Genomic DNA, 26525 nt, shown 5'->3' with positions numbered 1-26525 from the left:
AAAAACCATGGCAAACATTGATTTTCCCGCAGAAATCCGCGCGCTGCGCGCCACCTACGCCTCCATCGAGAACGTTTCGAATGTCGAGGCGCTGAAGGAAGACATCGCCGAACTGAGCGAGCGCGCCGGCGAACCGAACCTCTGGGACGACCCCGCGGCGGCGCAGGTCATCACCTCCAAGCTCTCGCACAAGCAGTCCGAACTGGAGCGGCTGAACAAGCTCGTTGCCCGGATCGACGACCTGGAAGTCCTCGTGGAGCTCGGCCAGGACGAGGACGACGCCGATTCGATGGGGGAGGCGGCCGCGGAACTCGAATCCATCCGCAAGTCGCTGAAGGACCTCGAGGTCGTCACCCTGCTCTCCGGCGAGTTCGACGAGCGCGAAGCCGTGGTCACCATCCGCGCCGGCGCCGGCGGCGTGGACGCGGCGGACTTCGCCGAGATGCTGCTGCGGATGTACCTGCGCTGGGCCGAACGCCACGGCTACCCGACCACCATCATGGACACTTCCTACGCCGAAGAGGCCGGGCTGAAGTCCGCCACCTTCGAGGTCAAGGCCCCCTACGCCTTCGGCACCCTGAGCGTCGAGGCGGGCACCCACCGGCTGGTCCGGATCAGCCCCTTCGACAACCAGGGCCGCCGGCAGACCTCTTTCGCCGCGGTCGAGGTCATCCCGCTGATCGAGCAGACCGACTCCATCGAGATCCCGGACAACGAAATCCGCGTCGACGTCTTCCGCTCCTCCGGCCCGGGCGGCCAGTCGGTCAACACCACGGACTCCGCCGTGCGCCTGACCCACCTCCCCACCGGCACGGTCGTCTCCATGCAGAACGAGAAGTCACAGCTGCAAAACCGGGCGGCCGCCATGCGTGTGCTGCAGTCCCGCCTGCTGCTGCTCAAGAAGGAGCAGGAGGACGCCGAGAAGAAGGCGTTTGCCGGCGACGTGAAAGCGTCCTGGGGCGACCAGATGCGCTCCTACGTGCTCAACCCGTACCAGATGGTCAAGGACCTGCGCACCGAACACGAGGTGGGCAACACCTCCGCCGTGTTCGACGGCGAGATCGACGACTTCATCGACGCCGGCATCCGCTGGCGGACCGACAACCGTAACGCCGAGAAGTAGCCCGGGGCAAAGCGGCACAATCCCGCGACACGCCCCCGCATTCCGGCCCCGGCGACGTTACCCGTGCGTATAGTCGAGGGGCCGGTGCCCTACTTCCCCCAAAAGAAAGCCCGCGCCCCGGCAGCAGAACTGGTCTGAAAAATGCCCGGCTCCTGCAGGGTATTTAGGGCCATGATCCGTTTCGAAAATGTCACCAAGGTCTACGACCAGAAAGCGCGACCGGCGCTGGATTCGATCAACCTTGAGATTGACCGCGGCGAATTCGCCTTCCTCGTCGGCGCCTCCGGCTCCGGCAAGTCCACCTTCCTGCGCCTCGTGCTGAAGGAGGACCGCGCGTCCTCCGGCGCCGTCTACGTCGCCGGCCAGAACGTGGCCAAGATTTCCAGCTGGCGGGTACCGCGGCTGCGCCGGGGGATCGGCGTCGTCTTCCAGGACTTCCGCCTGCTGCCGCAGAAAACCGTGTTCGCCAACGTCGCCTTCGCCATGCAGGTCATCGGCCGGAGCCGCAGCGTAATCCGCGAGACCGTCCCCGAAGTCCTCAAGACCGTGGGACTCGAAGGCAAGGAGAACCGGTTGCCGCACGAGCTCTCCGGCGGCGAGCAGCAGCGCGTGGCGATCGCCCGCGCCGTCGTCAACCGTCCCGGCATCCTGCTGGCCGACGAACCCACCGGCAACCTGGACCCCACCACCTCGATGGGCATCATGGGCGTCCTCGACAAGATCAACCAGAACGGCACCACCGTGGTGATGGCCACGCACGACGACGACATCGTTAACGAGATGCGCAAGCGCGTGGTGGAGCTGCGCAACGGGGTCGTCATCCGTGACGAGGCCCGGGCGCTGTACACCTCGATGATGCCGGTGGTCGGCCAGTCCCGCCGGCTGCGGGACGCGAGCGGGGAGGGCCAGCTGTGAGGCTCGCCTTCATCCTGGCCGAGATCGGCAGCGGCCTGCGCCGCAACCTGTCCATGGTGGTCTCCGTCATCCTGGTCACCTTCGTTTCCCTGACCTTTGTGGGCGCGGCGGGCATGCTGCAACTGCAGATCAACCAGATGAAGGGCTACTGGTACGACAAGGTCCAGGTCGCCGTCTTCCTCTGCAGCGACGGTTCGACGGCGCCAGGCTGCGCCACCGGGCCGGCGACGCCGGAGCAGCAGGACGCCCTGCGCAAGCTGCTGCAGTCCCCGTCAGTGGCCCAGTACGTCAACGATTTCCAGTTCGAATCGAAAGATGACGCCTACCGGCACTTCAAGGAGCAGTTCTCCAACTCGCCGATCGTGGACTCGGTTACCCCGGACCAGCTCCCGGCTTCCTTCCGGATCAACCTGAAAGACCCGGAAAAGTACCAGGTGATCAGCGAAAACTTCTCCTCCCAGCCCGGTGTGGAGTCCGTGATCGACCAGCGCCAGCTGCTGGAGCGGCTCTTCTCCGCGATGAACGCCGCCTCCCTCGTGGCGGTCAGCGTCGCCGGGGTCATGATCGTCTGTGCCATCCTGCTGATCGCCACCACCATCCGGCTCTCCGCCTTCAGCCGCCGCCGGGAAACCGGGATCATGCGCCTCGTTGGCGCCTCCAAAACCGTGATCCAGCTGCCCTTCATCCTGGAGGGCGTGATTGCCGCCGTGATCGGTGCCGCCCTGGCGTCCGGCACGCTCTGGGCCGTCGCGCACTTCTTCCTCGGCGAGTTCCTGTCCAAGCAGTATCCGGACACGGCGTTCATCTCCCCGGCCCAGACACTGATCCTGGCTCCGGCCCTGATCGGCCTGGGCGTCCTGCTTGCCGGGATATCATCACTCCTGACCCTCCGCCGCTACTTGAGGGTTTAGCTTTGCGCAACGAAGAGGAATGCTCATGACACCGATGGCCCGACGCACCGCACCGGCCGGCCGCGCCGGCCGCCGCAGCCGCCTGATCAGTGCCGCGGTGGCGCTGCTCCTCGCAGCCAACCTGGGCGCCTCGACGCCGGTAGCCTTCGCCGACACGCTCGAAGACCAGCAGGCGGCCCTCGACGCCGAGGCCGCGCGGGTGCAGCAGTCGCTCGAATTCGTGGACGCGAAGATCGCCAAGGCCGCCGGGGACCTGGTGGTCTACCAGGGCCAGCTGCCGGGCGCCCAGCAAGCACTGCTCGATGCGCAGGGCCGGGTGGCCGGCGCCGTCAAGGAGGTGGAGGCCCTCGCCGCGCGGGTGGACCTCGCCCAGCAGAACAAAGCCAAAATCACCCAGCAGCTTGAGAACGACAAGCAGAAGACGACCGAAACCAAAAAGCTGATCGGGCAGATCGCCACACAGGCATACAAGTCCGGCGGCGTGCCGTCAAACCTCTCGCTCTTCTTCGGCTCGAACCAGGGCGGCAGCCTCACCGACACCATCGACCTGGCGGACCAGGCCCTGCGCAGCCAGAACTCCGCGATGGACAAGCTGACCCAGCAGAATGCCACCAACGTGAACTCGCAGGCGCGGCTGCAGGCCGTCGAGGCCGAGATCAAGGACCTCAAGGCCAAGGCCGACGCCGCGCTGGCCCGTGAGAAGGCTGCCCGCGACGAGGCGGAGGCCAAAAAGGCCCAGGTGGACAAGCTCATCGCCGACACCACGCGCCTCAACGGGGAACTGCAGGCGGCCAAGCCGGGGATCCAGAGCCAGCTCGCGCAGGTCAAGGCCCGGCAGGACGCCGTCGCCGCGGAAATCGTCGAGCGCGACCGGAAGCTGCGCGAGGCGTGGGAAGCCGAGCAGCGGCGCATTGCGGAGGCGGCCGCTGCGGCCGCCCGCGCGCAGGGGCAGGCCGAACGGCCCTACGTTCCGGCGCCTCCTGGCCCGCTGTCGGCCTTCGGCCTGCGCAGCCCGTTCAACGGCATCCCGATCACCTCCGGCTTCGGCTGGCGCGCGACGCCGCCGGGCACCATCGACTTCTACGGCCAGGGCGGCTACATGCACACCGGCATCGACTTCGGCGCCCCCTGCGGCACCCCCGTCTTTGCCCCGGCGGCCGGTACCGTCTTCTCGGCGGGCTGGGGGAACGACGGCGGCGGCAACCACGTGAAGATCTCCCACGGCGTGGTGCAGGGCAACTCGCTGACCACGATTTTCTACCACAACACCTCCGTGGTGGTCTCCGCCGGCCAGCAGGTCAGCCAGGGCCAGCTGATCGCCTACTCGGGAACCACCGGCAACTCGACCGGCTGCCACTCGCACTTCGAGACCTGGGTCAATGGCCGTGCGGTCGACCCGATGGGCCTGCTCTAAACTGGAAGTGACCCGTTCCATCGACTGAGGAGTTTGACCGTGCCTAAAGAAAGTGGCCGGAAGGTAGTGGCCACCAACCGCAAGGCCCGGCACGACTACCACATCATGGATACCTATGAGGCCGGCATCGCGCTCATGGGTACCGAAGTGAAGTCCCTGCGCGAGGGCCACGCGTCCATGGTCGACGGCTTCTGCACCTTCTACAACGACGAGTTGTGGATGGAGGGCATCCACATCCCCGAGTACCACCAGGGGAGCTGGACCAACCACGCCGCCCGCCGGCGTCGGAAGCTGCTCCTGCACCGCGATGAGTTGACCAAGATCTCGCACAAGATCCGCGAATCGGGCTTCACGATTGTGCCGCTGCAGCTGTACTTCGTGGACGGCCGTGCCAAGGTGGAGATCGGCGTCGCCCGCGGCAAGAAGGAATACGACAAGCGCCAGACGCTGCGGGAGCAGCAGGACAAGCGCGAGGCCCTCCGCGTGATGCGGGAGCGGAACCGGGCCTGACGCCCGGGCCTGGCCTGCGGAGCGGCTGGGAATGAATCCGGCGGACGTTGCGTTATGATTGGTAGTCCGGGAAGGATCCGCAAGGATCGCAGCCCGGGTTTGAAGAAAACAGTTGATAAAAAAATACGGGGATGATCGGTTTCGACGATGTTAGTCGCGACAGGTGAAGCGGGCCGAGGATGCAGAATTATCTCGTAAACGCTGTCTGCAAACCAATAAGTGCCGAATCAAAACGCACTGACTTCGCTCTCGCTGCCTAAGCAGTAAGACAGTCCGTCAGCCCGAGGTTGCTATTGCCCCGGATCCTGGCGTCATTTAGATAGCCACTGCTGTTTACCTCCGTCATCGGGGTGAACGGGACTCTCAGATGACTGGGCCCGGATCAGCCAGCTGTTTGCAGCATGGCTGGGGCCGAGAAAATCCGACGCAAACTGCGCCCGGAGAAGCCCTGACAACACGACATCGGACGGGGGTTCAATTCCCCCCATCTCCACAGACGGAGCCCCGGCAACGGAGCTCCACCCCGTAGCAAAAGGCCGGAAGCATCAGCTTCCGGCCTTTTTGTTGTGATGGTTTGTTGTGCTGGACGGCGTCGTCCGTAGCCGCGGGACGGCCGCGGTCAGCGCTTCTTGATGTGCGCCACCGGATCGGTGTGCTCGTCCACGATGTGCTTGGCCTTCTTCTCGGCCCGTTTTTCCTTGATGGTTTTGACCGGCTTCTTGGTGAGGTGCCGGTGCGGCGACTTGTCAGGCATTTTGCGCGCTCCCTAAAAGGTGGGGGCCCGGGATGAGCCCGTGCTTTTAAGGCTACGCCTCGGGTACAGCGACGTCCACGATGCCGATGAAACGGCTCCCGACTCCTTCATACTCGCTGCGGACCAGCCCGGCGTCGAGAGGGGGAAGTTCGTAGGGCGCGTGATGGGCGCAGCAAACGTAGCTGAACTCCGGCCACCACTTCTTTGGCCTGGCCGTTTCGGCGAAGCCGCAGACGGCGCAGCTCAGCTGCACCCAGACCGGTCGCTTGCCGGTCCGGTTGGCCCGCGACTGGACCAGCCACGCCGGCGGGCTGTCCAGCAGTTCGCCGAGTTCGGCCTCGGACAGGCGGGACGGAATACCGTGACGGTTGGCCATTTCCAGCGGAATATCAAGGACCTGGGCAGCTTCACGTCTCGTAACCATCCTGCAATTTTACCGGACCCAGGGACACCGGCAGTCTCCGGTGCTCCGGTGCTAGGCTCAGTCCAAAGCCGGTGCCCGCTCCCAGGCGGGCAGTGAGGAAGGCAGCAGCCATGTCCGGCACCCCCGCCGCAGCCATGTCCAGCGTCGAGAAGCGCGTGCTGTACGTGGCGATTGTCGCGTCCTTCATCGCCTTTCTGGACGGCTCGGTGGTCAACCTTGCCCTCCCCGCCATCGGACGGGAGCTCGGCGGCGGGCTGGTGGTCCAGCAGTGGGTGGTGGACGCCTACCTGCTGACCCTGGGCGCGCTGATCCTGGTCGCAGGCTCCCTCTCGGACCAGTTCGGCCGGGTGCGGGTCCTGCAATGGGGCCTCGCCGGCTTCACCGCCACCTCGGTGCTGTGCGGCCTGGCCTGGAGCGGTGAGTCGCTGATAGTGGCCCGCGGCCTGCAAGGCGTCGCCGGAGCGCTGCTGGTCCCCAGTTCGCTGGCCCTGATCGTCACCGTGTTCAGCGGCCCGGCGCAGTCCGCGGCGATCGGCAAATGGTCCGCCTGGACGTCAGGGGCCATCGTCGCCGCCCCGCTACTCGGGGGCGTCTCCGTGGACGTGTTCACGTGGCGGCTCATCTTCTTCCTCAACGTCGTCCCGGCGGTCGCGGTCTGGCCGGCACTGCGCCGGCTGCGCGAACTGGACCTGGACCGCGCGCCCGGCAGCACCATCGACGTCAGGGGAACGGTGCTCGCGGTCATCGGCCTCGGCGGCATCGTCTACGCCTTCATCGAACGCGGGGCCCTCGGCTGGGGCGCCCCGCAGGTCTGGCTCCCGCTGGTCGTCGGCCTCGCCGGGCTCATCGCGTTCCTGGTCCATGAGCGGAGCACCCGGGCGCCGATGATGCCGCTGCGGTTGTTCGCCATCCGCAACTTCGGCTGGGGCAACATCGCCACCACGGTGATCTACGGCGCGCTGAACCTGGGCTTCTTCGTCCTGGGGCTCTTTCTGCAGCAGGTCGCCGGGCTCGGTGCCACGGCCGCCGGATTCGCCCTGCTGCCCTCCACCCTGATCCTGCTCCTGCTCTCCGCCCGGATCGGGGCACTCTCCGGCCGCTTCGGTCCGCGCTGGTTTATGACCGCGGGGCCGCTGCTGTGCGCGACGGGCTTCGTGATGCTGCTCGGCGTCGGGCTGCCGCTGGACTATTTTGGCCAGGTCTTCCCGGGCATGGTGGTCTTTGGGATCGGACTGGCCGTGACCGTGGCGCCGCTGACCTCGGCGATTCTTGGCGCCGTCGATCCGGAGGAAGCCGGGATCGGTTCGGCCGTAAACAACGCCGTCGCCCGCATCGCTGGCCTGGTGACCATCGCGTTCGCCGGGCTCATCACCGGGCCGGTGATTACGACGGCGGGGCTGCACGGCACGGCGATGGTCACCGCCGGGCTCTTCATTGCCGGCGCCGCGGCCTCCGCCGTCGGGATCCGGAACCCGCCGCGGGAGGTCGCGGACAGTACAGGTGCGGACGGCGCCTAGGCCGCGAGGGCGATGCCGAGGGCGGCCGCGGCGAGGCCGGCGGCCAGGTTGGCGGCCACGTTGAGCGCGGCGGCCCGGTAGCGCCCCTCGCTGACCAGCCTGATGGTGGCGGTGGTCCAGGAGCTGAACGTGGTCAAGCCGCCGGCCAGGCCGCTGGCGAGGGCGGCCTGCCACTCGGGGCCGAGGCCCAGCCGCGGGGTCGCACCGAGGGACAGCCCGATGATGAGGGATCCGACAACGTTGACCGTCAGGGTTGCCCAGGGCCAGTGCGGATGCGGGCCTGGCCGGTGGGCAAACCAGGAGTCGACGGCGAACCTGAGCAGGGCGCCGGCCGCCCCAAAGACCCCCACCAGCAGCGCGGCGGTCACTGTGCCCTGCCGCTCAGGTCGGCCAGCGCCTTGCCCGACTTCCAGCCGGCCGCGGCCGCGCCGAGCCCCAGGACCAGCGACAGCGCGAGGTAGGCCAGCCACACGGCGTGGAAGCCGCCTCGGACCAGCTGGTCAACGGCGAGGGCCAGCGCGGAGAACGTGGTGAAGGAACCCAGCAGTCCCGGGCCAAGACCGGCCCTGAGCCAGAAGGCGGTGCGGGGCCGTGCGATCCAGAGGGTGGTCAAGGCGGCCAGGACGAAGCTGCCCAGGACGTTGATCGCCAGGGTGGCCCACGGCACGGCGCCGGCGGCCTCGGGAAAGGCCAGCCCAGCGCCGTAGCGGAGCTCGGTTCCGATCAGGCCGCCGACGGCGACTGCCGTCCACGCCCGCCACCCCGGCATCCCGGAGACAGCGGCCGGGCGGTCCGCGTGCAGCGCCTTCATTCAGCACCCATTGCGGGCCCGGCCATGCTGCAGCCCGCGTGGGATGTGTTGCTGTGCACCCAGAGCGCGGCGGCCACTTCGTCGGCGAGGTCGACCTCGCGGGCCTCGCCGAGGGCACCGATCCTGACCACGAGGGGTCCACCGAAGGGTTTCCGGCCAAGGACCTCGACGTCGGCGTCCAGATCGATTTGTTCGGCGGCGAGGTAGCGCAGCAGTTCGGGATTCTCGTCGCTGATCCGGGTGATCCGGCCGGTGTGCCCGTCGTCGAGTTCGCTCATCCGGTGGGCCGGGGGCATCAGGACCGAGCCGTCCGCGGCGGGGATCGGGTCGCCGTGCGGGTCCCGGACCGGGTTCCCCAGCTTTGCGGCCATCCGCTCGATGAAGGTGTCGGAGACGGCATGTTCGAGCAGCTCGGCCTCGTCGTGCACCTCGTCCCAGCGGTAGCCGAGCTCCTGGACCAGGAAGGTCTCGATCAGCCGGTGCCTGCGGACCATCGAGAGGGCCAGGCGGACGCCGTCGTCGGTCAAGGTGACCGCACTGTAGGGCTTGTGGTCCACCAGGCCCTGGTCCTTGAGCTTGCGGACCATCTCGGAGACCGAGGAATTGGCGACGCCGAGGCGCTGGGCCAGCTGCGTGGAGGTGATGGGCTTGTCCTGCCACTCCGTGAAGGAGTAGATGACCTTGACGTAGTCCTCGATCGAGGAGGAGGGCGGACTGGTCTTCACAGCCCCAAGCCTACCGTCCGGCGGCCCCGGAAAAGGTGAGCCACAGCAGGACCAGGTTCAGCGCCACCACCAGGACCACGCTGACGATCGCGGCCACGCGCAGGACGATCCCGTCCGCAAACTCTCCCATCAGGGGCTTGCTGCTGGTCAGCACCACGAGCGGGACCAGGACGAACGGGATTCCGAAGCTGAGTACCACCTGGCTGAGCACGAGGCCCCAGGTGGGGTCGAAGCCGACGCTCAGCAGCACCACGGCCGGGATCAGGGTGAGCACCCGGCGTGTCATCAGCGGGATCCTGATTTTGAGCAGGCCCTGCATGATGGAGCCGCCGGCGTAGCATCCCACCGAGGTGGAGGCCAGTCCGGAGGCGAGCAGTCCGACGGCGAAGACCACGCCGACCACCGGGCCCAGGTTGGCGGTGATCGCGGCATGCGCCCCCTCGATGGTGTCCGTTCCCTCCTCGCCGCCCAGGGTCGAGGCGGCCAGCAGCAGCATGCCAACATTGACGATCCCGGCGACGGCCAGCGCCGCGACCACGTCCCAGCGGGTGGCCTTGACCAGCCGCGCGACGGCGTGCGGCGGGACATGGAGGTGCGGGTTGGGGCGGTGCCGGTCCCTCGACAGCGCCGAGTGCACGTAGATGGCATGCGGCATCACGGTGGCGCCGAGCATGCTCGCGGCCAGCAGCACGGTGTCGGGGCCCTGGAAGCCGGGCACGAGCCCCGCCAGGACACCGCCGGCGTCGGGCGGGCTGATGAAGAGGCCGGCCAGGAATCCTACGGTGATGATGCCCAGCAGGAAGATGATGATGAATTCAAAGGGCCGCTGCTGGTTGCGGCTCTGCACGGCGAGCAGGGCCATCGAAATGCCGCCCACAATCACCGCGCCGAGGGGGAGTGGGAGGCCGAAGAGCAAATACAGGGCGATCGCACCGCCCACCACTTCGGCAAGGTCGGTGGCAGCGGCCACGATTTCGGCCTGCACCCAGAAGGCCCGGCGCCAGACCGGCCGGAGCCGTTCGCCGAGGATTTCCGGCAGGCTCTTGCCCGAAACGATGCCGAGTTTGGCGGACTGGTACTGGACCAGCACGGCCATGACGTTGGCGACGACGAGGACCCAGACCAGCAGGTAGCCGTACTGCGCGCCGGCCGTGAGGTTGGCGGCTACGTTGCCGGGATCCACGTAGGCGATCGCCGCCACGAACGCCGGGCCCAGCAGTCCGAGCAGGGCGCGGCGGCCGCCACGCCCCTTGCGCGCGGGCGGCGGACCCCCGGGGTGGGGTTTGGGTCTGGTGACGTCCAGCACTGCGCGCTCCCTTGAAGTTCCATAAGCCTGAACTTAAAAGTTAGGCATACCGAAATCATAGGCGGGGCAGGTCTGCGGTGCAATGCGGCGTCAGGCCTTGGTGGCGCGCCAGCTTTGCGTCAGGTACGGAAGCGGCAGGACCTCGTTGGCGGTGTGCCCGAGGTGTTCGTGCAGGTACCAGTCGAGGTTGCCGAGCACCTTGGCGCGGGTGGATTCGCCGGCCCGCAGGTAGTAGCTGCGGGACTTGGCCAGTTCCACGAGGTCCTGCGTGGTCACAGGATCCTCCCAGCGGGTGAGGCGGCTCTGCAGCCCGGTGAACTCGGGACCCAGCGGCGGCGTGAAGTGGGGCTTGTGGACGTCCCCGGCGTGCATGATCCGTGACAGCCGGTGCACCCAGGGCACGGAGGTGTCCAGCTGGTTCCAGATCAGCCCCAGCACGCCGTGCGGACGCAGGATCCGTGCAGCCTCGGTGCTGGCCAGCAGGGGATCGCACCAGTGCCAGGCCTGCGCCACCGTGACCAGGTCAAAGGCCTCCGGCGCCAGGGATGTGTGTTCTGCGGTCCCCTCGACGGCGGTCACACCCGGCAGGGCCCGGCGCAACTGCTCCAGCATGTCCGGGGAGGGGTCCACGGCCACGGTCCGGAGCCCTCTCTCGACCAGCAGTGCGGTGAACTTGCCGGTGCCGGCCCCCAGGTCTGCCGCGTCTCGGGCCCCGGCGGGGATCAGCCAGTCGGCAGAGTCGGCGGGGTAGCCGGGCCGGACGCGGTCGTAGTGCTCGCCGCCGTCCTGGAAGCTCTGGCCGAGCTCCTGCCGGCGTTCGTGCTGGAGTTTGGGTCCCCCGTGCAGTTTGGGGCCGCCGCGTGCCACGTGCGATCTCCTTCGGGCTCTGGTGGGTACCTACCGAATTTACCGCACGAGGCGGGCGCGGTGCTCGTTGCCGGCCCTCGATCCGGTCGCTAGTCCGTGTTGCAGGGGGCGGCCCCCGCGGTGCCCGGCGTGTTCGGCGCCCAGTGCGGGTAGCTGCGGGTGTCGTTGGCCGGGACCCAGCGGCCGGCGTCCACGACGTAGTCCCAGCCCAGGCCGTTGCGCCGCAGTTCCTGGAGCCCGGCGAGCAGCCGCTGCGCGTCTTCAATCCGGGACCCGAGGCCGAAGCTGGCGCGGAGCGAGCCGGCGGGCAGGCCGAGCCGCTTCAGCAGCGGGTGCGCGCAGAACCGGCCGTCGCGCAAGCCAATGCCGTGCTCCGCGGACAGGTACGCGGCGACCAGGCCTGCGTCGTAGCCGGCGACCGAAAAGTTCACGACGCCGATCGTGCCGGGGCCCTCCGCCTGGTCGGCGTCCTCGAAGATGTGGTGGACGCTCACGCCGTCGATCCGCCGGAGCCCCTCGACCAGGAAGGAACGGATGGCGTCCTCGTGGGCATGCCACTGCCGCTCGTCGAGGGCTTCGATGACCTGGGCGGCGCGGGCCAGCGCGGCGGCGCCCAGGACGTTGGGGGAGCCGCCCTCGTGCCGTGCCGGGCCGGTGGTCCAGCTGACAGTGTCGAGCCGGGCGTCCCGCACCGCGCCGCCGCCGGCGAGGTGGGGTGTGCCGGCGTCGAGCCAGTCCGGGCGGCCGACCAGGACCCCGGCGCCGAACGGGGCGTAAAGCTTATGCCCGGAGAAGGCGAGGTAGTCGACGTCGTCCGCGGCGATGTCGATGCGGCGGTGCGGGGCGAGCTGGGCGGCGTCGACGGCGATCCGGGCGCCGAATTCGTGCGCGAGGGAGGCGAGCTCGCGGATCGGCAGGATTTCGCCGGTGACGTTGGACGCGCCGGTGACGGCGAGCAGGCTCACGCCGCCGTGCGCGAGTTCCGTCCGGAGCCGCGCCAGGGTCCCGGCCAGGGTGCCGGCGGCGACGACGCTCCGGTGCGGGACGTTTTGCCAGGGCAGCAGGTTCGCGTGGTGCTCGATGTCGAGGTAGAGCACCTCGCCGGTGTGCCGGCCATCGGCGACGGGCAGGCAGCCGGCCAGCAGGTTCAGCGAGTCGGTGGTGTTCCGGGTAAAGATCACGGAGTCGTCCGGACGCCCGCCGACAAAGTTGCGGACGATGTTCCGGGCGTTTTCGTACACCGAGGTGCTGAGCTGGGAGGCGTAGCCGGCGCCGCGGTGGACGCTGGCGTAGTACGGCAGGATCTCGTTCAGGTAGGCGGAGACCACGGACAGGGCCGGGGCGGAGGCACCGTAGTCCAGGTTGGCGTAGCGGACGTAGCCGCCCTGGATCAGGGGGGCCTGGATTTCGGCGCCGGAGACCGCGGACAGCGGCCGGCGGGCAGCAGCGGCGGGAGGGGCAGGAATGGTGGCAGTCGTCATGGGACCTCGCTCGAAAAGGACCCCACATACCGGGGATCCGCGCTTGCCGGGTCCGTTCCGGACCGGCCAGGTCGTCACCCGGGGCACCCCACCGCGAATGGAGGGTTGCCGGCCAGCAAACCGGGGTTTCGCGCTGGCACTCGTGACCTGTTTCGAGCGTAGGCCATGGCCGCTGCAGCAGAAAAGGAGCGGCAGGAATGTGAAGTGCTTTGTTACGGGATGCGCCCGGGAGCCGCCGGAATTCCCTAGAGCAGGTCGTCGAGATCCGGGTTGAGGCGCTTGAGGACTTCCGAGTGCAGGATCGAGTTGGTGGCCAGGGCGTTGCCGCCGAAGGGGCCGTCCTCGCCCTCGAGGGAGGTGAAGCGGCCGCCGGCTTCCGTGACGATCGGGACCAGCGCGGCCATGTCGTAGAGGTTGAGTTCCGGCTCGCAGGCGATGTCGACGGCGCCTTCTGCCACGAGGCAGTAGGACCAGAAGTCGCCGTAGGCACGGGTGCGCCAGACTTCTTCGGTGAGGCCGAGGAACTCGTCGAGGTTGCCGCGCTGCTTCCAGCCGCCCAGGCTCGAGTAGGACAGCGAGGCGTCCGAGAGCTTGGAGACGTTGGAGACCTTCAGCCGGGTGGCGGCCGCCAGGGACCGGCCCATGTACGCGCCGGCGCCTTTGGCAGCCCACCAGCGCTTGCCCAGCGCGGGGGCGCTGACGACGCCGACCACGGGCTCGCCCTCGTCGACGAGGGCGATCAGGGTGGCCCAGACGGGGACGCCGCGGACGAAGTTCTTGGTGCCGTCGATCGGGTCGATGATCCAGCGGCGCGAGCCGTGGCCGGTGCTGCCGAATTCCTCGCCGAGGACCGCGTCGCGAGGGCGGGAACGGGACAGCTGCCCGCGGATGGCTTCCTCTGCGGCTTTGTCGGCGTCGGTGACGGGGGTCAGGTCCGGCTTCGTCTCGATCCGAAGGTCGAGCGCCTTGAAGCGGCTCATGGTCTGGGAATCTACGGAATCTGCCAGTACATGGGCAAGGCGCAGGTCATCGTTGTAGCTCGAAGCGGGTTGGCTCATGGTTCCAAACTACCGTCAAAAGCCGCCGTAGACCGGGAGGCCACGTCGCTGCCTGCCCAGGAGACCCTGTGAGGAGACCCTGCTAGGAGACGCTGCCGAGTTCCTTGGTTTCCTGCGCTTCAAGCCGGGGGTCGGTGCCGAGCAGCCGGCGCAGCGAGGCGAGCCGGGCAGGACCGGACGGGCCCGCGTGGCCGTCCTGCACCCAGGCGTCCACCCCGCAGTTGACGGCGGCGGAGTCGTGTTTGCAGCCGCGTTCGCAGTCCTCGGTGCCGGGCGCCAGGTCCGGGAAAGACCGCAGGATCCGGTCCGGGTCAACATGGGCCAGTCCGAAGGAGCGGATCCCGGGGGTGTCGATGATCCAGCTGCCGGCGGGCGCGTCGTGGACCTTCAGCGCCAGGGCGGAGGAGGACGTATGGCGGCCGCGGCCGGTGACGGCGTTGACGCCACCGGTGGCACGTTCGGCCCCGGTCAGGGCGTTGACCATGGTGGATTTTCCGACGCCGGAATGGCCGAGCATGACGGTGACTTTCCCGTCGAGGTAGGCACGCAGCTGGGAGACGGCGGCCTTGTCCAGCCGGGCGGACAGACCGTCATCGGAGCGGGCGTCGATGCCGGAGGCCGCCGAATCCGCGGTCTTGGAAATGATCACCGGGAAGTCGAGGTGCTGGTAGTTGGCGAGGAGTTCCGCGGGATCCTTGACGTCGGCCTTGGTGACGAGCAGCAGCGGCTCGATTCCGGCGTCGTAGGCGGCCACCAGCGCACGGTCGATGAACCCGGTGCGCGGTTCCGGGTTGGCTGCGGCCACGACGACGACCAGCTGGTCGGCGTTGGCCACGACGGCGCGTTCGATCGGGTCGGTGTCGTCGGCGCTGCGGCGCAGCAGCGTCCGGCGGTCCTGGATCTTGACCAGCCGCGCCAGGGTGTCGGGTTCGCCGCTGACGTTCCCGACCAGGGAGACGAAGTCGCCAGCCACCACGGGGTTGCGGCGCAGTTCCCGGGCGCGGGCGGCGATGATCTTGCGTTCGTCCGGGGTGCCTTCGCCGACGACGGCGGTGTACCGTCCGCGGTCAACAGTGATGATCCGACCGGTGACGGCGTCGTCGTGGCTGGGCCGGTCCTTGGTCCGGGGCCGGGTGCCCTTCTTGTTGGGGCGGATCCGGACATCGGACTCGTCCCAGGAGTCAGTGCTGCGTGCCACCGGCGGCGTCCTTCTCTGCTGTGGTTCCCTGCGCCAGCATGCCTTCCCACAGTTGCGGGAAGCCGGGCATGGTCTTTGCCGTGGTTCCGATGTCCTCGACCTCGACGCCGGGCACGGCCAGGCCCAGGATGGCACCGGCGGTGGCCATACGGTGGTCGGCGTAGCTGTGCACGACGCCGCCGTGCAGCGGGGCCGGCCGGATGATGAGACCGTCGGCGGTTTCTTCGGCGTCGCCGCCGAGCCGGGTGATTTCCGCGACGAGGGCGGCGAGCCGGTCCGTTTCGTGGCCCCGGAGGTGGGCAATACCGCTCAGCCGTGACGGGCCGGTGGCCAGGGCGCAGAGCGCGGCCACGGTGGGGGCAAGTTCGCTGGTCTGGTCGAAGTCGCCTCCCTTGATCTCATGGCCGCCGGTGACGGTCAGGGTGCCGGAGTCCAGCGTCACCGTCGCGCCCATGGCGGCCAGGATGCCGCGCCAGAGGTCACCGACCTGCGTGGTCTCGGCCGGCCAGTTGGGGATCCTTACGGTCCCGCCGGTGGCGAGGGCGGCCGCGAGGAACGGCCCGGCATTGGAGAGGTCCTGTTCGATCCGCTGGTCAAAGGCGCGGATCGGACCGGGGGAGACAACCCAGTGGTTCGGGACGGAATCGTCTACCGCCACGCCGACGCCGCGCAGTACGGCCACCGTCATGTCGATGTGGTCCAAGCTCGGCACGGGCTTTCCCACGTGTTCCAGATGGAGTCCCTCGGTGAAGCGGGCTCCCGCGAGCAGCAGGGCGGAAACGAACTGGGACGAGGCGCTGGCGTCGATGACGAGGTGGCCGCCGCGGACTTCGCCGGTGCCGTGGACGGTGAAGGGCAACGACGACGCCGCTCCGCCGTCGGGCGCGCTGACCGCGACGCCGAGACCGGCCAGGGCCTCGATGATGGTGCCCATCGGGCGTTTGCGGGCGTGCGGGTCGCCGTCGAACCGGGATTCGCCGCGGCGCAGTGCGGCCAGCGGCGGCACAAAGCGCATGACCGTCCCGGCCAGCCCGCAGTCAATCGCGGTGTCCGTTGCGGCCGCGCCGCCGGTGATGGGGCTGATCTCCAGGTCCGGGCCGTAGGCGCCGTCTCCGGGCACCTCCGTAATGGTGGCCCCCAGGTGCCTCAGGGCCTGGATCATTAGTGCGGAGTCCCGGGAGTGCAACGGGGCGCGCAACCGGGAGGGGCCGTCCGCGAGGGCTGCCAGGACCAGGTACCGGTTGGTCAGGGACTTGGAACCCGGCACGGTGACGGTGGCATCGACGGGGCGCTCGGCGAAGGGCGCATGCCAGTGCGGACCGCCGGCCGGAAGGGAAGAGGCTGCTGCGGTGGGGGCGGTGCCAGTCATTGCCGCGCTAGGCTCCGACGGCGTGGTCGACGGCCTTGCGGACTGCCTTGTCGGCCTTCTTCAACTTCTTGCCGGTGGTCTTCCGCGCATCGGCGGCGAGGTGGGAGGTGGTCTTCCGCGCATCGGCGGCGAGGTGTTCCGCACGCCAGGCCAGGCTCGGCTTGCCCGCGGTGTCCACCGAAGCCAGCAGCACGCCGCCGGTCAGCGTGACGTTCTTCAGCAGCTGCTTGCGCCGGGCGTCGCGGCCCTCCTTGGAGGAGATGTCCGCACTACGCCATTCCACGTACCCGTTGAGCGCGGAGATGACGGCCAGCACGGTCGCGGAGAGGCGGGCCGACTTGCCGAGGGCGAAAAGGACGCCGGCGCCCACCTGGGTGCCGCCGATCACGCGGGCGAGGACCTTCTCATTGGTCTGGAAAGGCAGCGACTCGGCCGCACGGCGCAGCAGGGGAGACAGCTGTGCCGCAGTGTCATCCGCATTCCGTAGCTTGTCCATGCCTGCTAGCACGAAACTGGAGGCGAGCATGGGGCGGGCAAGAAAGCGGACAAAGGACATGAATTTCCTCCTGGATGGACGAACCGCGGACGCTGTGCGGGAGAACCGGTTCTAGTCTTGCACTTTTGCGGAATATTTGCCCGTTCTGCGGGGTTGTGCAGATAGTGCTGATACGAGTTTAGGAAGGCGGAATTTTGGTCCTGGTGAAGGAACCCGGGCTGCTGGAAGCGGCCGACGCAGACCCGTGGGCGCTGGCCCTGACGGGGGCCATCAGCACGCCCCGGAAGGTGACAGTAGACTTGAACGCAATGAGCACCATGGATCCGGCCGTTGCGGCCATGCACGAGGTTGCCGGAAACGACGACGCCCAGCCCGCCAAAACTTCTGCCGCCAAAACTTCCGCGGCCAGGACAGCTACCGCCCGTGAGGCAGCGGAGTCCGCAGCCGCGGACGCCGCCGCCGTTGAAACGGTTGCGGCGGACGGCACCGGCCAGCCGCTGGACACCGCTGCGGAGACCGACGACGAGCGACGCGTCCGCTTCGAGCGGGACGCGATGCAGTATGTGGACCAGTTGTATTCCGCGGCCATGCGGATGGCGCGGAATCCGGCCGACGCCGAGGACCTGGTCCAGGAGGCGTACACGAAGGCGTTCTCCGCCTTCCACCAGTACAAGCCGGGGACGAACCTCAAGGCGTGGCTGTACCGGATCCTGACCAACACGTACATCAACCTGTACCGAAAGCGCCAGCGCGAACCGCTGCAGTCCAACTCGGACACCATCGAGGACTGGCAGTTGGCCCGCGCCGAATCGCACACCTCCACCGGACTGCGCTCGGCAGAGGCGGAAGCGCTGGACCATCTGCCGGATTCAGACGTAAAGCGGGCCTTGCAGTCGATCCCGGAGGAGTTCCGGCTGGCCGTCTACTTCGCCGACGTCGAGGGCTTCGCGTACAAGGAAATTTCAGACATCATGAACACCCCGATCGGAACCGTCATGTCCCGGCTGCACCGCGGCCGGCGCATGCTTCGGGACATGCTGGCCGACTACGCGGCCGAGCGGGGATTCAAGGCCGCGGGCGAACACGCCGCTGAGGCCGAAAGCAAGAATCAGGAGAACGGGAAATGAGCGACTGCCAGGGACTGGGCGACTGCGACGACACCAGGATGCAGCGCATCTACGAGTACCTCGACGGTGCCCTGACGCGCGACGACATCGCCGAGATCAAGGAACACCTTGACGAGTGCCCGGAGTGCCATGAGCAGTACGACCTTGAATGCGTCATCCGGGTCATGGTGAAGCGCTCCTGCACCGAGGCCGCGCCGGAGAACCTCAAAAACTCCATCCTGGACAGGATCCACTCGATCCGCCCGGTAGAGGCCGATGCCGAGGCCTGAGCCCCGCGAAAAGACCCAGAACAGCGAAAGACCCCGGAACCTTGAGGTTGCCGGGGTCTTTCGTTTAAAGCTGTCAATCCAAGCCGTGGCTTAGGTGTTGGGGCGCTTACCGTGGTTCGCGCCGCCACGCTTACGGTCACGACGTTTACGTGCACGCTTGCTCATAGCTGGCCTCCTTAATCTTGGTACTCAAAAGAGCTGCCCTCAAGTCTCCCACATCAGCGGACCCGCCGCGAACCGGGGCCGGCCGCGGGTGGTGCCTTAGCCGTCGAGGGAGTTCCGAATGGAGATCCGGGCCTGGTCAAGGACCGTTTTGACGGTTTCGAGGGTGACCGGAGTGACGGGTTTGGCGCCGGCGTGCCGGCGCAGTTCCACCCGGATGTCGTCCCGGAACGACTGCACGAGCATTTCGGCTTCCCGGAGCCTGCGGTCGCCTTCCTTGGTGTAGCGTGCCCCCGCGGGGGAGGCGGCGCCGCGGGCCGTCGAGCGGGCCGTCGAGCGGGCCGCTTCGGCCGTGGCGGCCAGGTCCGCCCGGAGCCCCTGCATATTCACCCGGATGTCCTGCCGCAGCTGGTCGGCCAGGCGCCGGACCGAGGCGGAAATGTCATTTTCGACGCCCGCCAGTTCCTCGCGCCGCCTGTTGAGTTCGACCAGTCCTGCCGGGGTGATGCTGTAGTTGGTTCGCCTGCCCTCCGTGTGGGTGGCCACGAGCCCCTCCTCCTCGAGCTTCGCCAGCCGCGGATAGATGGTTCCGGCGCTGGGGGAGTAGGTGCCGCCGAAGCGGTCGCTCAGGGCCTTGATCAGCTCGTAGCCGTGCTTGGGGCCGGGTTCGAGCAGGGCCAGCAGGTACAGCCGCAGGGCACCGTGGGCAAAGACCGGCGGCATCACAGGCCCGCTTCGGTGTCCGTGCCGGGCTGGCGGTGGAAGATAGAGGTCTTCCCCGATACCGAGTTGGTGCGGACCAGCATGAGCTTGGCATCGGGACCGGCGATGGTCTGAACGGACCCGCCGGGCTGGGCGTACTTCAGCTCGTCGATCACGACCGCGCCGCTGGCGGACTTGGCGATGATGTCCACGCCGACGTCGTGCGGCAGCCGGATGGTGACGTCGCCGGAGACCGAGTTGGCGCCGAAGTCCTGGGTGAAACCGTGGAGGTCGAAGCTCAAGTCCCCGCTGACCGTGTTGGCGCGGATGTTGCTGAACTCGCCGGAGGCGGTCACTTCGCCGGAGACGCTCTTGGCGGTCAGGACGCCGTGGTGGTTGCGGGCGATAACTTCGCCGCTGACGGTGCTGACGGCCAGCTCGCCTGCGGTCCCGTCGGCCAGTACCGAGCCGGAAACGGTGTTCAGCCGGGTGTGGCCGGTGAGACCGGAAACCATGCCGTCGCCGCTGACCGTACCGGCCTCGACGTCGACGCCGGCAGGCAGGGCAATGCTGATGACCACGCTGTTGCTGGAGTTGTTGTTGACCGTGCCCATCAGATTCTTGAACCAGCCCTGCGGGCCGTGGAGCTGGTGGCGCACCTCGAGGCGGCCCTCGGTGAGGCTGACCGCCAGCGGGTCGCCGTCGACCTCGGAGACCTCGATCCGGGCCACATCCTCGTCGTGGGTGACGATGTCGAAGCGGCCGCGGACAATGCCGAGCTTGAGCGAGCGGACGCCGTCGACGTCGATCGTCTGGGGACCGGTAACGGTCCAAGAATTCTGTTCCATGCTTCCTCCGGATGCGGACGGTGCGACCAGGCGAGCCGCGTTGCTCGCGATATATCGCGAATATGGAAACACGCTATATCGCGGCGCGGGGGCAGTCAAGATATATCGCGACAGAATCTTTCCGGGGCGTCCCGGCACGGAGGGTGGGCCTACGCCGGGGCGTCCATGCCAAGCCACTGGAACCATCCGCGGTGCAGCACCAGCCAGGCCATCAGCCCGTAGCCGGCCTGGCCCGGCGTCCCGCCGTTGGCAGCGAGGTCCTGGCGCCACTGCTCGTGGTTCAGCAGCGGGGAAAACGTGTCCACATAGAGGTGCTTGCGGCGGGTGGTGACGTCGGCGAAGGCGGTGTTGAGTTCGCCCAGCCGGCGGTTCTGGGCGGGATCCAGCGTGGGCGGGGGCCCGACGACGAAGACCTCGATCTTGTTCTGCGAAGCGGAGTCCAGGATGTTGGCGAGGTTGAGCCGGCTGCGGGCCGTGGAGAGCCCGAATTCGATGTCTCGGCCGGACAGGCCGATCACGAGGCGGTTCTCGTGCTGCGGACCGAAACGGCGGCCGGCCTCCTCGAGCCACCGCTCGGCGAGGCCCTCGGTGCCCTCCTGCGGGCACGGCAGCGAGTAGCTCTCAAGGCTCAGGCCGTCCTGCGGCGTGCGGGCCAGCACGCGTCCCAGCCAGCCCAGGGCCCGGGGGTCGCCCAGGCCGGCCAACAGCTCATCTCCAACGGCCGCGATCCGCAGCTTCCGATCTTCCACGACTACCTCTTCATTCCCAATGCCGGTCACCGGCGGTTCCCTGGTGCTGCCCGGTGCGCCCGGCGGATGCGTTAAACACAGCTGCCCGGCCGGAGTCGTGGTGATCCACTTCCGGCCGGGCAGCCTGGCCCTACTTACGTGCGAAAGCCTGCTTGAGCAGGGCGTCCTGCTCGGCTGCGTGGCGCTTCATCGACCCGGCCGCGGTGGAGGCCGAAGCGGGGCGGGAGACCAGGCGCACGCGGCGGTCCAGCGCATCCGGCAGGTTCAAGCCGATGAACGGCCACGGTCCCTGGTTGGCGGGCTCGTCCTGCGCCCAGACAACTTCGGCGTTCGGGTACTTGGCCAGCTCGGCGGCAATCTCCTCGGCCGGCAGCGGGTAAAGCTGCTCGACGCGGACGATCGCCGTCGTGGTGTCGCCGGTCTTCTGCCGGGTGGACAGCAGGTCGTAGTACAGCCGCCCGGAGACCAGCAGCACGCGTTCGACGGCGTCCGCCTGCAGCTGCTCGTGCTCGGGGATGACCGGCCGGAAGGTGCCCGTGGTGAAGTCCTCCACCGAGGACGCGGCGGCCTTGAGGCGCAGGAGCTGCTTCGGGGTGAAGATGATCAGCGGCTTGCGTGGCCTGCTGTACGCCTGGCGGCGGAGCAGGTGGAAGTGCGAGGCCGGCGTCGTGGGGTTGGCCACGATCATGTTTTCCTCGGCGCACAGCTGCAGGAAGCGTTCGATGCGTGCGGAGGAGTGGTCCGGGCCCTGGCCTTCGTAGCCGTGCGGCAGCATGAGCACCAGCGACGAGCGCTGGCCCCACTTCTGCTCGGCCGAGGAGATGAACTCGTCGATGATGGTCTGCGCGCCGTTGACGAAGTCACCGAACTGCGCCTCCCAGAGCACGAGGGCGTCCGGGCGCTCCACCGAGTAGCCGTATTCGAAGCCCATGGCCGCGTATTCGGACAGCAGGGAGTCGTAGATCCACAGCTTGGCCTGGTCCTCGGAGAGGTTGCCCAGCGGCATCCACTCGTCGCCGTTGGCGCGGTCGTGGAACACGGCGTGGCGCTGCACGAAGGTGCCGCGGCGCGAGTCCTGGCCGGCGAGCCGGACCGGGACGCCCTCCATGGTGAGCGAGCCGAAGGCCGCGAGTTCGCCGAAGCCCCAGTCGATGCCGCCCTCGCGGGACATCAGTTCACGCTTCTCAAGCAGTTGCTTGAGCTTGGCGTGGACGGTGAAGCCCTCGGGGAACTCGACGTGCGCCTTGCCGATCCGGGCCAGCGTCTCGGCGGAAATCGCGGTGGATTCCGGGGCGCTGACACCCGAGTCGGACTGCTGGGCGGACGGCCGTTCGAGGTCGGACACCGCGGCGGAGTCGGCGGTGACGATCGGGATCGGCGAGGTCTGCGCGGCGTGGGTCTCGGCGAAGACGCGCTCGAGGCGTTCCTGGTAGTCGCGGAGCAGCTGCTCGGCTTCTTCCTCGGTGATGTCCCCGCGGCCGATCAGCGACTCGGTGTAGAGCTTGCGGACCGAACGCTTGGCCTCGATCAGGTTGTACATCAGCGGCTGCGTCATCGACGGGTCGTCGCCCTCGTTGTGGCCACGACGGCGGTAGCAGACCATGTCGATGACAACGTCCTTGTGGAAACGCTGGCGGAACTCGTAGGCGAGCTGGCCGATGCGGACCACGGCCTCCGGGTCGTCGCCGTTCACGTGGAACACCGGCGCCTGGATCATCTTGGCGACGTCCGTGGAGTAGGTGGAGGAACGTGAGGACGACGGCGCCGTGGTGAACCCGACCTGGTTGTTGACCACGACGTGGATGGTGCCGCCGGTGCGGTAGCCGCGCAGCTGGGAGAGGTTCAGCGTTTCCGCCACCACGCCCTGGCCGGCGAAGGCCGCGTCGCCGTGCACCATGATCGGCAGCACGGGGAAGGACTCGCCCTGGTCCAGGCGGTCCTGCTTGGCGCGGACGATGCCCTCAAGCACGGAGTCCACGGCCTCAAGGTGCGAGGGGTTGGCGGCGAGGTAAACCTTGGTCTCCTTGCCGTTGTCCGAGGTGAAGGTGCCCTCGGTGCCCAGGTGGTACTTCACGTCGCCGGAACCCTGGACGGAGCGCGGGTCCTGGGTGCCCTCGAATTCGCGGAAGACCTGGGCGTAGGTCTTGCCCGCGATGTTGGTGAGCACGTTCAGGCGGCCGCGGTGGGCCATACCGATGGCCACTTCGTCGAGTCCGTCGTCGGCCGCGTCGGAGATGATGGCGTCCAGCAGCGGGATCAGCGATTCGCCGCCCTCGAGCGAGAAGCGCTTCTGGCCAACGAACTTCGTCTGCAGGAAGGTCTCGAAAGCCTCCGCGGCGTTGAGCTTGGACACGATCCGGAGCTGCTCGTCACGGCTCGGCTTGGAGTACGGGTGCTCCAGCTGGTCCTGGAACCACTTGCGCTCGGCCGGGTCCTGGATGTGCATGTATTCGATGCCGGTGGTGCGGCAGTAGGCGTCGCGGAGCACACCGAGGATGTCGCGGAACTTCAGCATCGGCTTGCCGCCGAAACCGCCGGTGGGCCATTCGCGGTCCAGGTCCCACAGCGTCAGGCCGTAGGTCAGGACGTCGAGGTCCGGGTGCTTGCGCTGGACATACTCGAGCGGATCGGTGTCCGCCATCAGGTGGCCGCGGACGCGGTAGGAGTGGATCAGCTGCTGGATCCGGGCGACCTTGTTGATCTCGTCCGCCGGGTCCACCTGCAGGTCCGGGCTCCAGCGCACGGGCTCGTACGGGATGCGCAGGGACTCGAAGATCTCGTCGTAGAAGTTCTGCGCGCCGAGCAGGAGCTGGTGCACGAGCTTGAGGAACTCGCCGCTGCCGGCGCCCTGGATGACACGGTGGTCATACGTGGAGGTCAGCGTGAGGACCTTGCTGATGGCGTTGTGCGCGATGATCTTCTCGCTGGCGCCCTGGAACTCAGCCGGGTAGTCGAGCGCGCCGACGCCGATGATGGCGGCCTGGCCCTTGGAAAGGCGGGGGACCGAGTGCACGGTGCCGATGCCGCCGGGGTTGGTCAGCGAGACGGTGGTGCCCGAGTGGTCATCCGCGGTCAGCTTGCCGTTGCGGGCGCGCTTGATCAGGTCCTCGTAGGTGTGCCAGAACTCGGAGAAGTTGAGGGTCTCCGCCTTCTTGATGTTCGGGACCATCAGCAGGCGGGTGCCGTCCGGCTTGGGCATGTCGATGGCGATGCCGAAGTTCACGTGGGCCGGCTGGACGGCGACGGGCTTGCCGTCGACGACGTCGTAGTACACGTTCATCGAGGGGAACTGTGCCAGCGCCCGGATGACGGCGTAACCGATCAGGTGCGTGAAGGAAACCTTGCCGCCGCGGGCGCGGGCCAGGTTGGAGTTGATGACCACACGGTTGTCGATCAGCAGCTTCGCCGGGATGGCCCGGACGCTTGTCGCGGTGGGCACCTCCAGGCTGGTCACCATGTTGGCGGCAATGGCCTTCGCCGGTCCGCGCAACACGGAGACGACGTCTTCCTCCGGGGCGGTGGGGGCCTTGATGTTCTTGGGCAGCTGGGCCGGGATGGGCTGGGAGCCGGCGCCGGACTCGGCGGACTTGGCGCCGTCGCGGGCGACCGTGGCCGGGGCCTTCTGGGCCGCGGCGGGGGCGGAAGCGGGGGCCGGGGCTGCCGGCGCAGAAGCAGCCGACGCGGCGGGCGCCGGAGCGGCAGCTGCGGGCGCGGGTGCCGCGGCGGCCGGGGCTACCGTCGGAAGTTCACGGGTGGACGGGTTCGCGACGGCCGTTGCCGAGGCGCCGTTGGTCGAAGAACCGTCGCTGGCATCGAAGGATTCGAAAAGCGGCCACCACTTGGCGTCGACCGTGTTCTTGTCCTGCTGGTACCGCTCGTACAGTTCGTCAACGAGCCACTCGTTTCCGCCAAATTCCTCGGGTAGACGGTGGCTTGGCTGCTCTGGCACTTGAAATACGCCTCTTCCATGAGTTTGATTCCCGCTGGTTTCCACGGTGCCGCAGCACGTCAATCGAACCAGTTCTCCGCGTCCAGTGAACCCAGACCTTTGCCAGTCTAGTGACGATTCCGGCCAAACCGCCAATAAGGGTGACTCAAATCATCCAGCAGCCCCGAAGGTGTCCCGCCGGGGCCGCCGGAGCCGTCGCCGGGCCGCCGCGGGGCTCGCCTAGAATCACAACAGAGAACCCCTTTTCAGCGAGGAGCAAACGTGCGTTTCCTGAGTGAGCCGACCACCGACCTGACCTATTCCGACATCTTCCTGGTGCCGTCCCGCTCGGACGTTACCTCGCGGCTCGATGTGGATCTGGCGGCCGACGACGGGACCGGCTCCACCATCCCGCTGGTCGTCGCGAATATGACGGCGGTGACCGGGAAGCGGATGGCCGAGACGATGGCGCGCCGCGGCGGCCTGGCGGTGCTGCCCCAGGACGTGCCGCTGGACGTGCTCCGGAGTGTGACCGCCTGGGTCAAGGCACGCCACGCCGTGTTCGAGACGCCGGTGAGCCTGCGGGAGTCGAACACGGTGATTGATGCGCTGCACCTGATGGGCAAGCGGCCGCACGGTGCGGTGGTGGTCGTCGACGACGCCGGCGCCGTCGCCGGCGTCGTCCGGGCCGCGGACTTCGAAGGGCAGGACCGTTTCGCGTCGCTGGCGTCCGTGATGCGCCACCAGCCGCTCGTGCTGGACGCCGCCGAGTTCGACGCCGGCAACGATGCCGGCTTCGGCGCGTCCGCGCCGTCCCTGCGCCGGGCCTTCGACGCCATGGACGCCGCCGGCACCGACTTTGCCCCGGTGCAGCGGGACGGGGTCCTCGCCGGTGTCCTGACGCGCAAGGGCGCCCTGCGCTCCACCCTGTACCGGCCCTCCCTCGACGCCGGCGGCGCGCTCAAAGTGGCCGCCGCCGTCGGCATCAACGGCGACGTCGCCGGCCGCGCGGCCGAGCTGCTCGCCGCCGGTGTCAATGTGCTGGTGCTGGACACCGCCCACGGCCACCAGCAGAAGATGTTCGATGCCCTGGCCGCGGTCCGGAGCCTGGACCCGGGCGTACCGGTTGTGGCCGGCAACGTCGTCACCGCCGAGGCAACCCGCGAGCTCATCCGGGCCGGGGCAGACATCGTCAAGGTCGGCGTGGGGCCCGGCGCCATGTGCACCACCCGGATGATGACGGCCGTCGGCCGGCCCCAGTTCTCGGCGGTGCTGGAATGCTCGGCAGCGGCGCGTGCCGCCGGCGGCCGGGTCTGGGCCGACGGCGGGGTCCGTTACCCGCGCGACGTGGCGCTGGCCCTCGCGGCCGGCGCGAGCCAGGTGATGATCGGCTCCTGGTTTGCCGGGACGCATGAGAGCCCCGGGGACCTGCAGCAGGACGCCAGCGGCCGCCAGTTCAAGGAGAGCTTCGGGATGGCCTCGGCGCGGGCCGTGCAGAACCGCAACCAGCGCGAGGGCGCCTTCGAAAGGGACCGCAAGGCCCTGTTCGAAGAGGGCATCTCCACCTCCCGGATGTACTTGGATGCCGCCCGGCCCGGTGTGGAGGACCTGCTGGACATGATCACGGCGGGGCTGCGCAGTTCCATGAGCTACGCCGGAGCGGCCGACTTGGCGGCGTTCCGGGAGCGGGCTGTGGCCGGAATCCAGTCCGCCGCGGGCTACGAGGAAGGCCGCCCGGTCCCGCAGAGCTGGTGACCTGAAACCTGTAGACTGAAATTCTTATGGACAGTAAATCTAGGTGCCGGCCTGGGGGCTGTCAGCGCGGAACGGAATCCGTTCCCGCCCAGTCCACCCGCAGAGC

At 68.2% G+C, this 26525-nt stretch carries 26 protein-coding genes, 1 other RNA gene and 1 riboswitch; of the genes, 10 read left to right on the top strand and 17 right to left on the bottom strand.

All coding sequences use genetic code 11. From position 1 onward, the window contains the following. Positions 1 to 7: 7 nt before the first annotated feature. From prfB to ssrA, 6 genes are all read left to right on the top strand, one after another. Entirely contained in the window at positions 8 to 1123 is a 1116-nt protein-coding gene (prfB, locus tag FFF93_RS11200; protein WP_138768844.1) for a peptide chain release factor 2, read from the top strand. 171 nt (positions 1124 to 1294) lie between these two features. Then, positions 1295 to 2038, top strand: a complete 744-nt coding sequence (gene ftsE, locus FFF93_RS11195; protein ID WP_138768845.1) for a cell division ATP-binding protein FtsE — start codon at positions 1295 to 1297, stop codon at positions 2036 to 2038. Then, the gene (gene ftsX / locus FFF93_RS11190) at positions 2035 to 2949 is read left to right on the top strand and encodes a permease-like cell division protein FtsX (protein WP_138768846.1); all 915 of its coding nucleotides are present in this window, start codon (positions 2035 to 2037) and stop codon (positions 2947 to 2949) included. The genes ftsE and ftsX overlap by 4 nt, the downstream gene beginning before the upstream one ends. Before the next feature lie 25 nt (positions 2950 to 2974). Next, the gene (locus FFF93_RS11185) at positions 2975 to 4363 is read left to right on the top strand and encodes a M23 family metallopeptidase (RefSeq protein WP_138768847.1); all 1389 of its coding nucleotides are present in this window, start codon (positions 2975 to 2977) and stop codon (positions 4361 to 4363) included. 39 nt (positions 4364 to 4402) lie between these two features. Beyond that, positions 4403 to 4873 carry an SsrA-binding protein SmpB gene (gene smpB, locus FFF93_RS11180; protein WP_138768848.1) on the top strand — a complete coding sequence of 157 codons (471 nt, stop codon included), beginning with the start codon at positions 4403 to 4405 and terminating at the stop codon, positions 4871 to 4873. A 127-nt stretch (positions 4874 to 5000) separates the two neighbouring features. Next, positions 5001 to 5369: a transfer-messenger RNA gene (ssrA, locus tag FFF93_RS11175) on the top strand. A 123-nt stretch (positions 5370 to 5492) separates the two neighbouring features. Here the strand turns inward: ssrA and FFF93_RS17140 are convergent. Together FFF93_RS17140 and FFF93_RS11170 are read right to left on the bottom strand one after the other, a co-directional pair. After that, on the bottom strand, positions 5493 to 5627 hold the full coding sequence (locus FFF93_RS17140; RefSeq protein ID WP_261375082.1) for a hypothetical protein: 135 nt from the start codon (positions 5625 to 5627) through the stop codon (positions 5493 to 5495). 52 nt (positions 5628 to 5679) lie between these two features. Further along, positions 5680 to 6051, bottom strand: coding sequence for a hypothetical protein (locus FFF93_RS11170; protein ID WP_138768849.1), 372 nt, complete (start codon positions 6049 to 6051; stop codon positions 5680 to 5682). A gap of 110 nt (positions 6052 to 6161) precedes the next feature. On the opposite strand from FFF93_RS11170, the gene FFF93_RS11165 reads away from it, so the two are divergent. Then, positions 6162 to 7568, top strand: coding sequence for an MFS transporter (locus tag FFF93_RS11165; RefSeq protein ID WP_138768850.1), 1407 nt, complete (start codon positions 6162 to 6164; stop codon positions 7566 to 7568). Here the strand turns inward: FFF93_RS11165 and FFF93_RS11160 are convergent. From FFF93_RS11160 to FFF93_RS11115, 10 genes are all read right to left on the bottom strand, one after another. After that, positions 7565 to 7936, bottom strand: coding sequence for a CrcB family protein (locus FFF93_RS11160; protein ID WP_138768851.1), 372 nt, complete (start codon positions 7934 to 7936; stop codon positions 7565 to 7567). The two genes, FFF93_RS11165 and FFF93_RS11160, sit on opposite strands and share 4 nt — an antisense overlap. Continuing rightward, positions 7933 to 8379, bottom strand: a complete 447-nt coding sequence (locus FFF93_RS11155) for a CrcB family protein (RefSeq protein WP_138768852.1) — start codon at positions 8377 to 8379, stop codon at positions 7933 to 7935. Before FFF93_RS11155 ends, FFF93_RS11160 begins: the two co-directional genes overlap by 4 nt. Then, positions 8376 to 9104, bottom strand: a complete 729-nt coding sequence (locus FFF93_RS11150; RefSeq protein ID WP_138768853.1) for a metal-dependent transcriptional regulator — start codon at positions 9102 to 9104, stop codon at positions 8376 to 8378. The genes FFF93_RS11155 and FFF93_RS11150 overlap by 4 nt, the downstream gene beginning before the upstream one ends. A 10-nt stretch (positions 9105 to 9114) precedes the next feature. Next, positions 9115 to 10410, bottom strand: coding sequence for an Nramp family divalent metal transporter (locus tag FFF93_RS11145; RefSeq protein WP_395858384.1), 1296 nt, complete (start codon positions 10408 to 10410; stop codon positions 9115 to 9117). 90 nt (positions 10411 to 10500) lie between these two features. Beyond that, positions 10501 to 11277 carry a class I SAM-dependent methyltransferase gene (locus FFF93_RS11140; protein ID WP_138768854.1) on the bottom strand — a complete coding sequence of 259 codons (777 nt, stop codon included), beginning with the start codon at positions 11275 to 11277 and terminating at the stop codon, positions 10501 to 10503. A gap of 89 nt (positions 11278 to 11366) precedes the next feature. After that, the gene (locus FFF93_RS11135) at positions 11367 to 12758 is read right to left on the bottom strand and encodes an aminotransferase class V-fold PLP-dependent enzyme (RefSeq protein WP_138768855.1); all 1392 of its coding nucleotides are present in this window, start codon (positions 12756 to 12758) and stop codon (positions 11367 to 11369) included. Between the two features lie 34 nt (positions 12759 to 12792). Beyond that, a riboswitch (SAM riboswitch) is annotated at positions 12793 to 12906 on the bottom strand. A gap of 97 nt (positions 12907 to 13003) precedes the next feature. After that, the gene (gene hisN / locus FFF93_RS11130) at positions 13004 to 13816 is read right to left on the bottom strand and encodes a histidinol-phosphatase (RefSeq protein WP_138768856.1); all 813 of its coding nucleotides are present in this window, start codon (positions 13814 to 13816) and stop codon (positions 13004 to 13006) included. Between the two features lie 82 nt (positions 13817 to 13898). Continuing rightward, positions 13899 to 15014, bottom strand: a complete 1116-nt coding sequence (locus tag FFF93_RS11125; RefSeq protein WP_138768857.1) for a ribosome small subunit-dependent GTPase A — start codon at positions 15012 to 15014, stop codon at positions 13899 to 13901. Continuing rightward, positions 14998 to 16383 (bottom strand): 3-phosphoshikimate 1-carboxyvinyltransferase, encoded by a 1386-nt coding sequence (gene aroA, locus FFF93_RS11120; protein ID WP_138768858.1) that lies wholly within the window; start codon positions 16381 to 16383, stop codon positions 14998 to 15000. Before aroA ends, FFF93_RS11125 begins: the two co-directional genes overlap by 17 nt. A gap of 7 nt (positions 16384 to 16390) precedes the next feature. Beyond that, positions 16391 to 16939 carry a DoxX family protein gene (locus FFF93_RS11115; protein WP_138768859.1) on the bottom strand — a complete coding sequence of 183 codons (549 nt, stop codon included), beginning with the start codon at positions 16937 to 16939 and terminating at the stop codon, positions 16391 to 16393. 248 nt (positions 16940 to 17187) lie between these two features. On the opposite strand from FFF93_RS11115, the gene FFF93_RS11110 reads away from it, so the two are divergent. Beyond that, positions 17188 to 18006 carry a sigma-70 family RNA polymerase sigma factor gene (locus FFF93_RS11110; RefSeq protein ID WP_138770417.1) on the top strand — a complete coding sequence of 273 codons (819 nt, stop codon included), beginning with the start codon at positions 17188 to 17190 and terminating at the stop codon, positions 18004 to 18006. Continuing rightward, entirely contained in the window at positions 18003 to 18275 is a 273-nt protein-coding gene (rsrA, locus tag FFF93_RS11105; protein ID WP_138768860.1) for a mycothiol system anti-sigma-R factor, read from the top strand. The genes FFF93_RS11110 and rsrA overlap by 4 nt, the downstream gene beginning before the upstream one ends. A 90-nt stretch (positions 18276 to 18365) precedes the next feature. Here the strand turns inward: rsrA and FFF93_RS17245 are convergent, their stop codons facing one another. The 5 genes from FFF93_RS17245 to FFF93_RS11085 all read right to left on the bottom strand — a co-directional run bounded on the left by FFF93_RS17245 (position 18366) and on the right by FFF93_RS11085 (position 24685). Then, positions 18366 to 18440 (bottom strand): 50S ribosomal protein bL37, encoded by a 75-nt coding sequence (locus FFF93_RS17245; protein WP_369299106.1) that lies wholly within the window; start codon positions 18438 to 18440, stop codon positions 18366 to 18368. A 96-nt stretch (positions 18441 to 18536) separates the two neighbouring features. After that, the gene (locus FFF93_RS11100) at positions 18537 to 19160 is read right to left on the bottom strand and encodes a PadR family transcriptional regulator (protein ID WP_138768861.1); all 624 of its coding nucleotides are present in this window, start codon (positions 19158 to 19160) and stop codon (positions 18537 to 18539) included. Continuing rightward, positions 19160 to 19987: a DUF4097 family beta strand repeat-containing protein gene (locus FFF93_RS11095; RefSeq protein WP_138768862.1), complete on the bottom strand. Its 828-nt coding sequence runs from the start codon at positions 19985 to 19987 to the stop codon at positions 19160 to 19162. The genes FFF93_RS11100 and FFF93_RS11095 overlap by 1 nt, the downstream gene beginning before the upstream one ends. A gap of 149 nt (positions 19988 to 20136) precedes the next feature. Continuing rightward, entirely contained in the window at positions 20137 to 20736 is a 600-nt protein-coding gene (locus FFF93_RS11090) for a GDSL-type esterase/lipase family protein (RefSeq protein WP_186372146.1), read from the bottom strand. A gap of 130 nt (positions 20737 to 20866) precedes the next feature. After that, positions 20867 to 24685, bottom strand: coding sequence for a multifunctional oxoglutarate decarboxylase/oxoglutarate dehydrogenase thiamine pyrophosphate-binding subunit/dihydrolipoyllysine-residue succinyltransferase subunit (locus tag FFF93_RS11085; protein ID WP_138768864.1), 3819 nt, complete (start codon positions 24683 to 24685; stop codon positions 20867 to 20869). A 261-nt stretch (positions 24686 to 24946) separates the two neighbouring features. On the opposite strand from FFF93_RS11085, the gene FFF93_RS11080 reads away from it, so the two are divergent. Next, positions 24947 to 26419 (top strand): GuaB1 family IMP dehydrogenase-related protein, encoded by a 1473-nt coding sequence (locus tag FFF93_RS11080; protein WP_138768865.1) that lies wholly within the window; start codon positions 24947 to 24949, stop codon positions 26417 to 26419. Positions 26420 to 26525 lie beyond the last annotated feature (106 nt).

Source organism: Arthrobacter sp. KBS0702, from assembly GCF_005937985.2.
Classification (GTDB): domain Bacteria; phylum Actinomycetota; class Actinomycetes; order Actinomycetales; family Micrococcaceae; genus Arthrobacter.
This window is presented reverse-complemented; position numbering and strand designations above follow the sequence as displayed.

Bases quoted from the DNA above. Each gene is read 5' to 3' on its own strand.
- FFF93_RS11170 (WP_138768849.1), bottom strand. From the start codon at position 6,051: ATGGTTACGAGACGTGAAGCTGCCCAGGTCCTTGATATTCCGCTGGAA.
- FFF93_RS11185 (WP_138768847.1), top strand. From the start codon at position 2,975: ATGACACCGATGGCCCGACGCACCGCACCGGCCGGCCGCGCCGGCCGC.
- hisN (WP_138768856.1), bottom strand. From the start codon at position 13,816: ATGAGCCAACCCGCTTCGAGCTACAACGATGACCTGCGCCTTGCCCAT.
- prfB (WP_138768844.1), top strand. From the start codon at position 8: ATGGCAAACATTGATTTTCCCGCAGAAATCCGCGCGCTGCGCGCCACC.
- FFF93_RS17140 (WP_261375082.1), bottom strand. From the start codon at position 5,627: ATGCCTGACAAGTCGCCGCACCGGCACCTCACCAAGAAGCCGGTCAAA.
- rsrA (WP_138768860.1), top strand. From the start codon at position 18,003: ATGAGCGACTGCCAGGGACTGGGCGACTGCGACGACACCAGGATGCAG.
- FFF93_RS11115 (WP_138768859.1), bottom strand. From the start codon at position 16,939: ATGTCCTTTGTCCGCTTTCTTGCCCGCCCCATGCTCGCCTCCAGTTTC.
- FFF93_RS11095 (WP_138768862.1), bottom strand. From the start codon at position 19,987: ATGGAACAGAATTCTTGGACCGTTACCGGTCCCCAGACGATCGACGTC.
- FFF93_RS11155 (WP_138768852.1), bottom strand. From the start codon at position 8,379: ATGAAGGCGCTGCACGCGGACCGCCCGGCCGCTGTCTCCGGGATGCCG.
- FFF93_RS11165 (WP_138768850.1), top strand. From the start codon at position 6,162: ATGTCCGGCACCCCCGCCGCAGCCATGTCCAGCGTCGAGAAGCGCGTG.
- FFF93_RS11110 (WP_138770417.1), top strand. From the start codon at position 17,188: ATGAGCACCATGGATCCGGCCGTTGCGGCCATGCACGAGGTTGCCGGA.
- FFF93_RS11100 (WP_138768861.1), bottom strand. From the start codon at position 19,160: ATGCCGCCGGTCTTTGCCCACGGTGCCCTGCGGCTGTACCTGCTGGCC.
- ftsE (WP_138768845.1), top strand. From the start codon at position 1,295: ATGATCCGTTTCGAAAATGTCACCAAGGTCTACGACCAGAAAGCGCGA.
- FFF93_RS11135 (WP_138768855.1), bottom strand. From the start codon at position 12,758: ATGACGACTGCCACCATTCCTGCCCCTCCCGCCGCTGCTGCCCGCCGG.
- aroA (WP_138768858.1), bottom strand. From the start codon at position 16,383: ATGACTGGCACCGCCCCCACCGCAGCAGCCTCTTCCCTTCCGGCCGGC.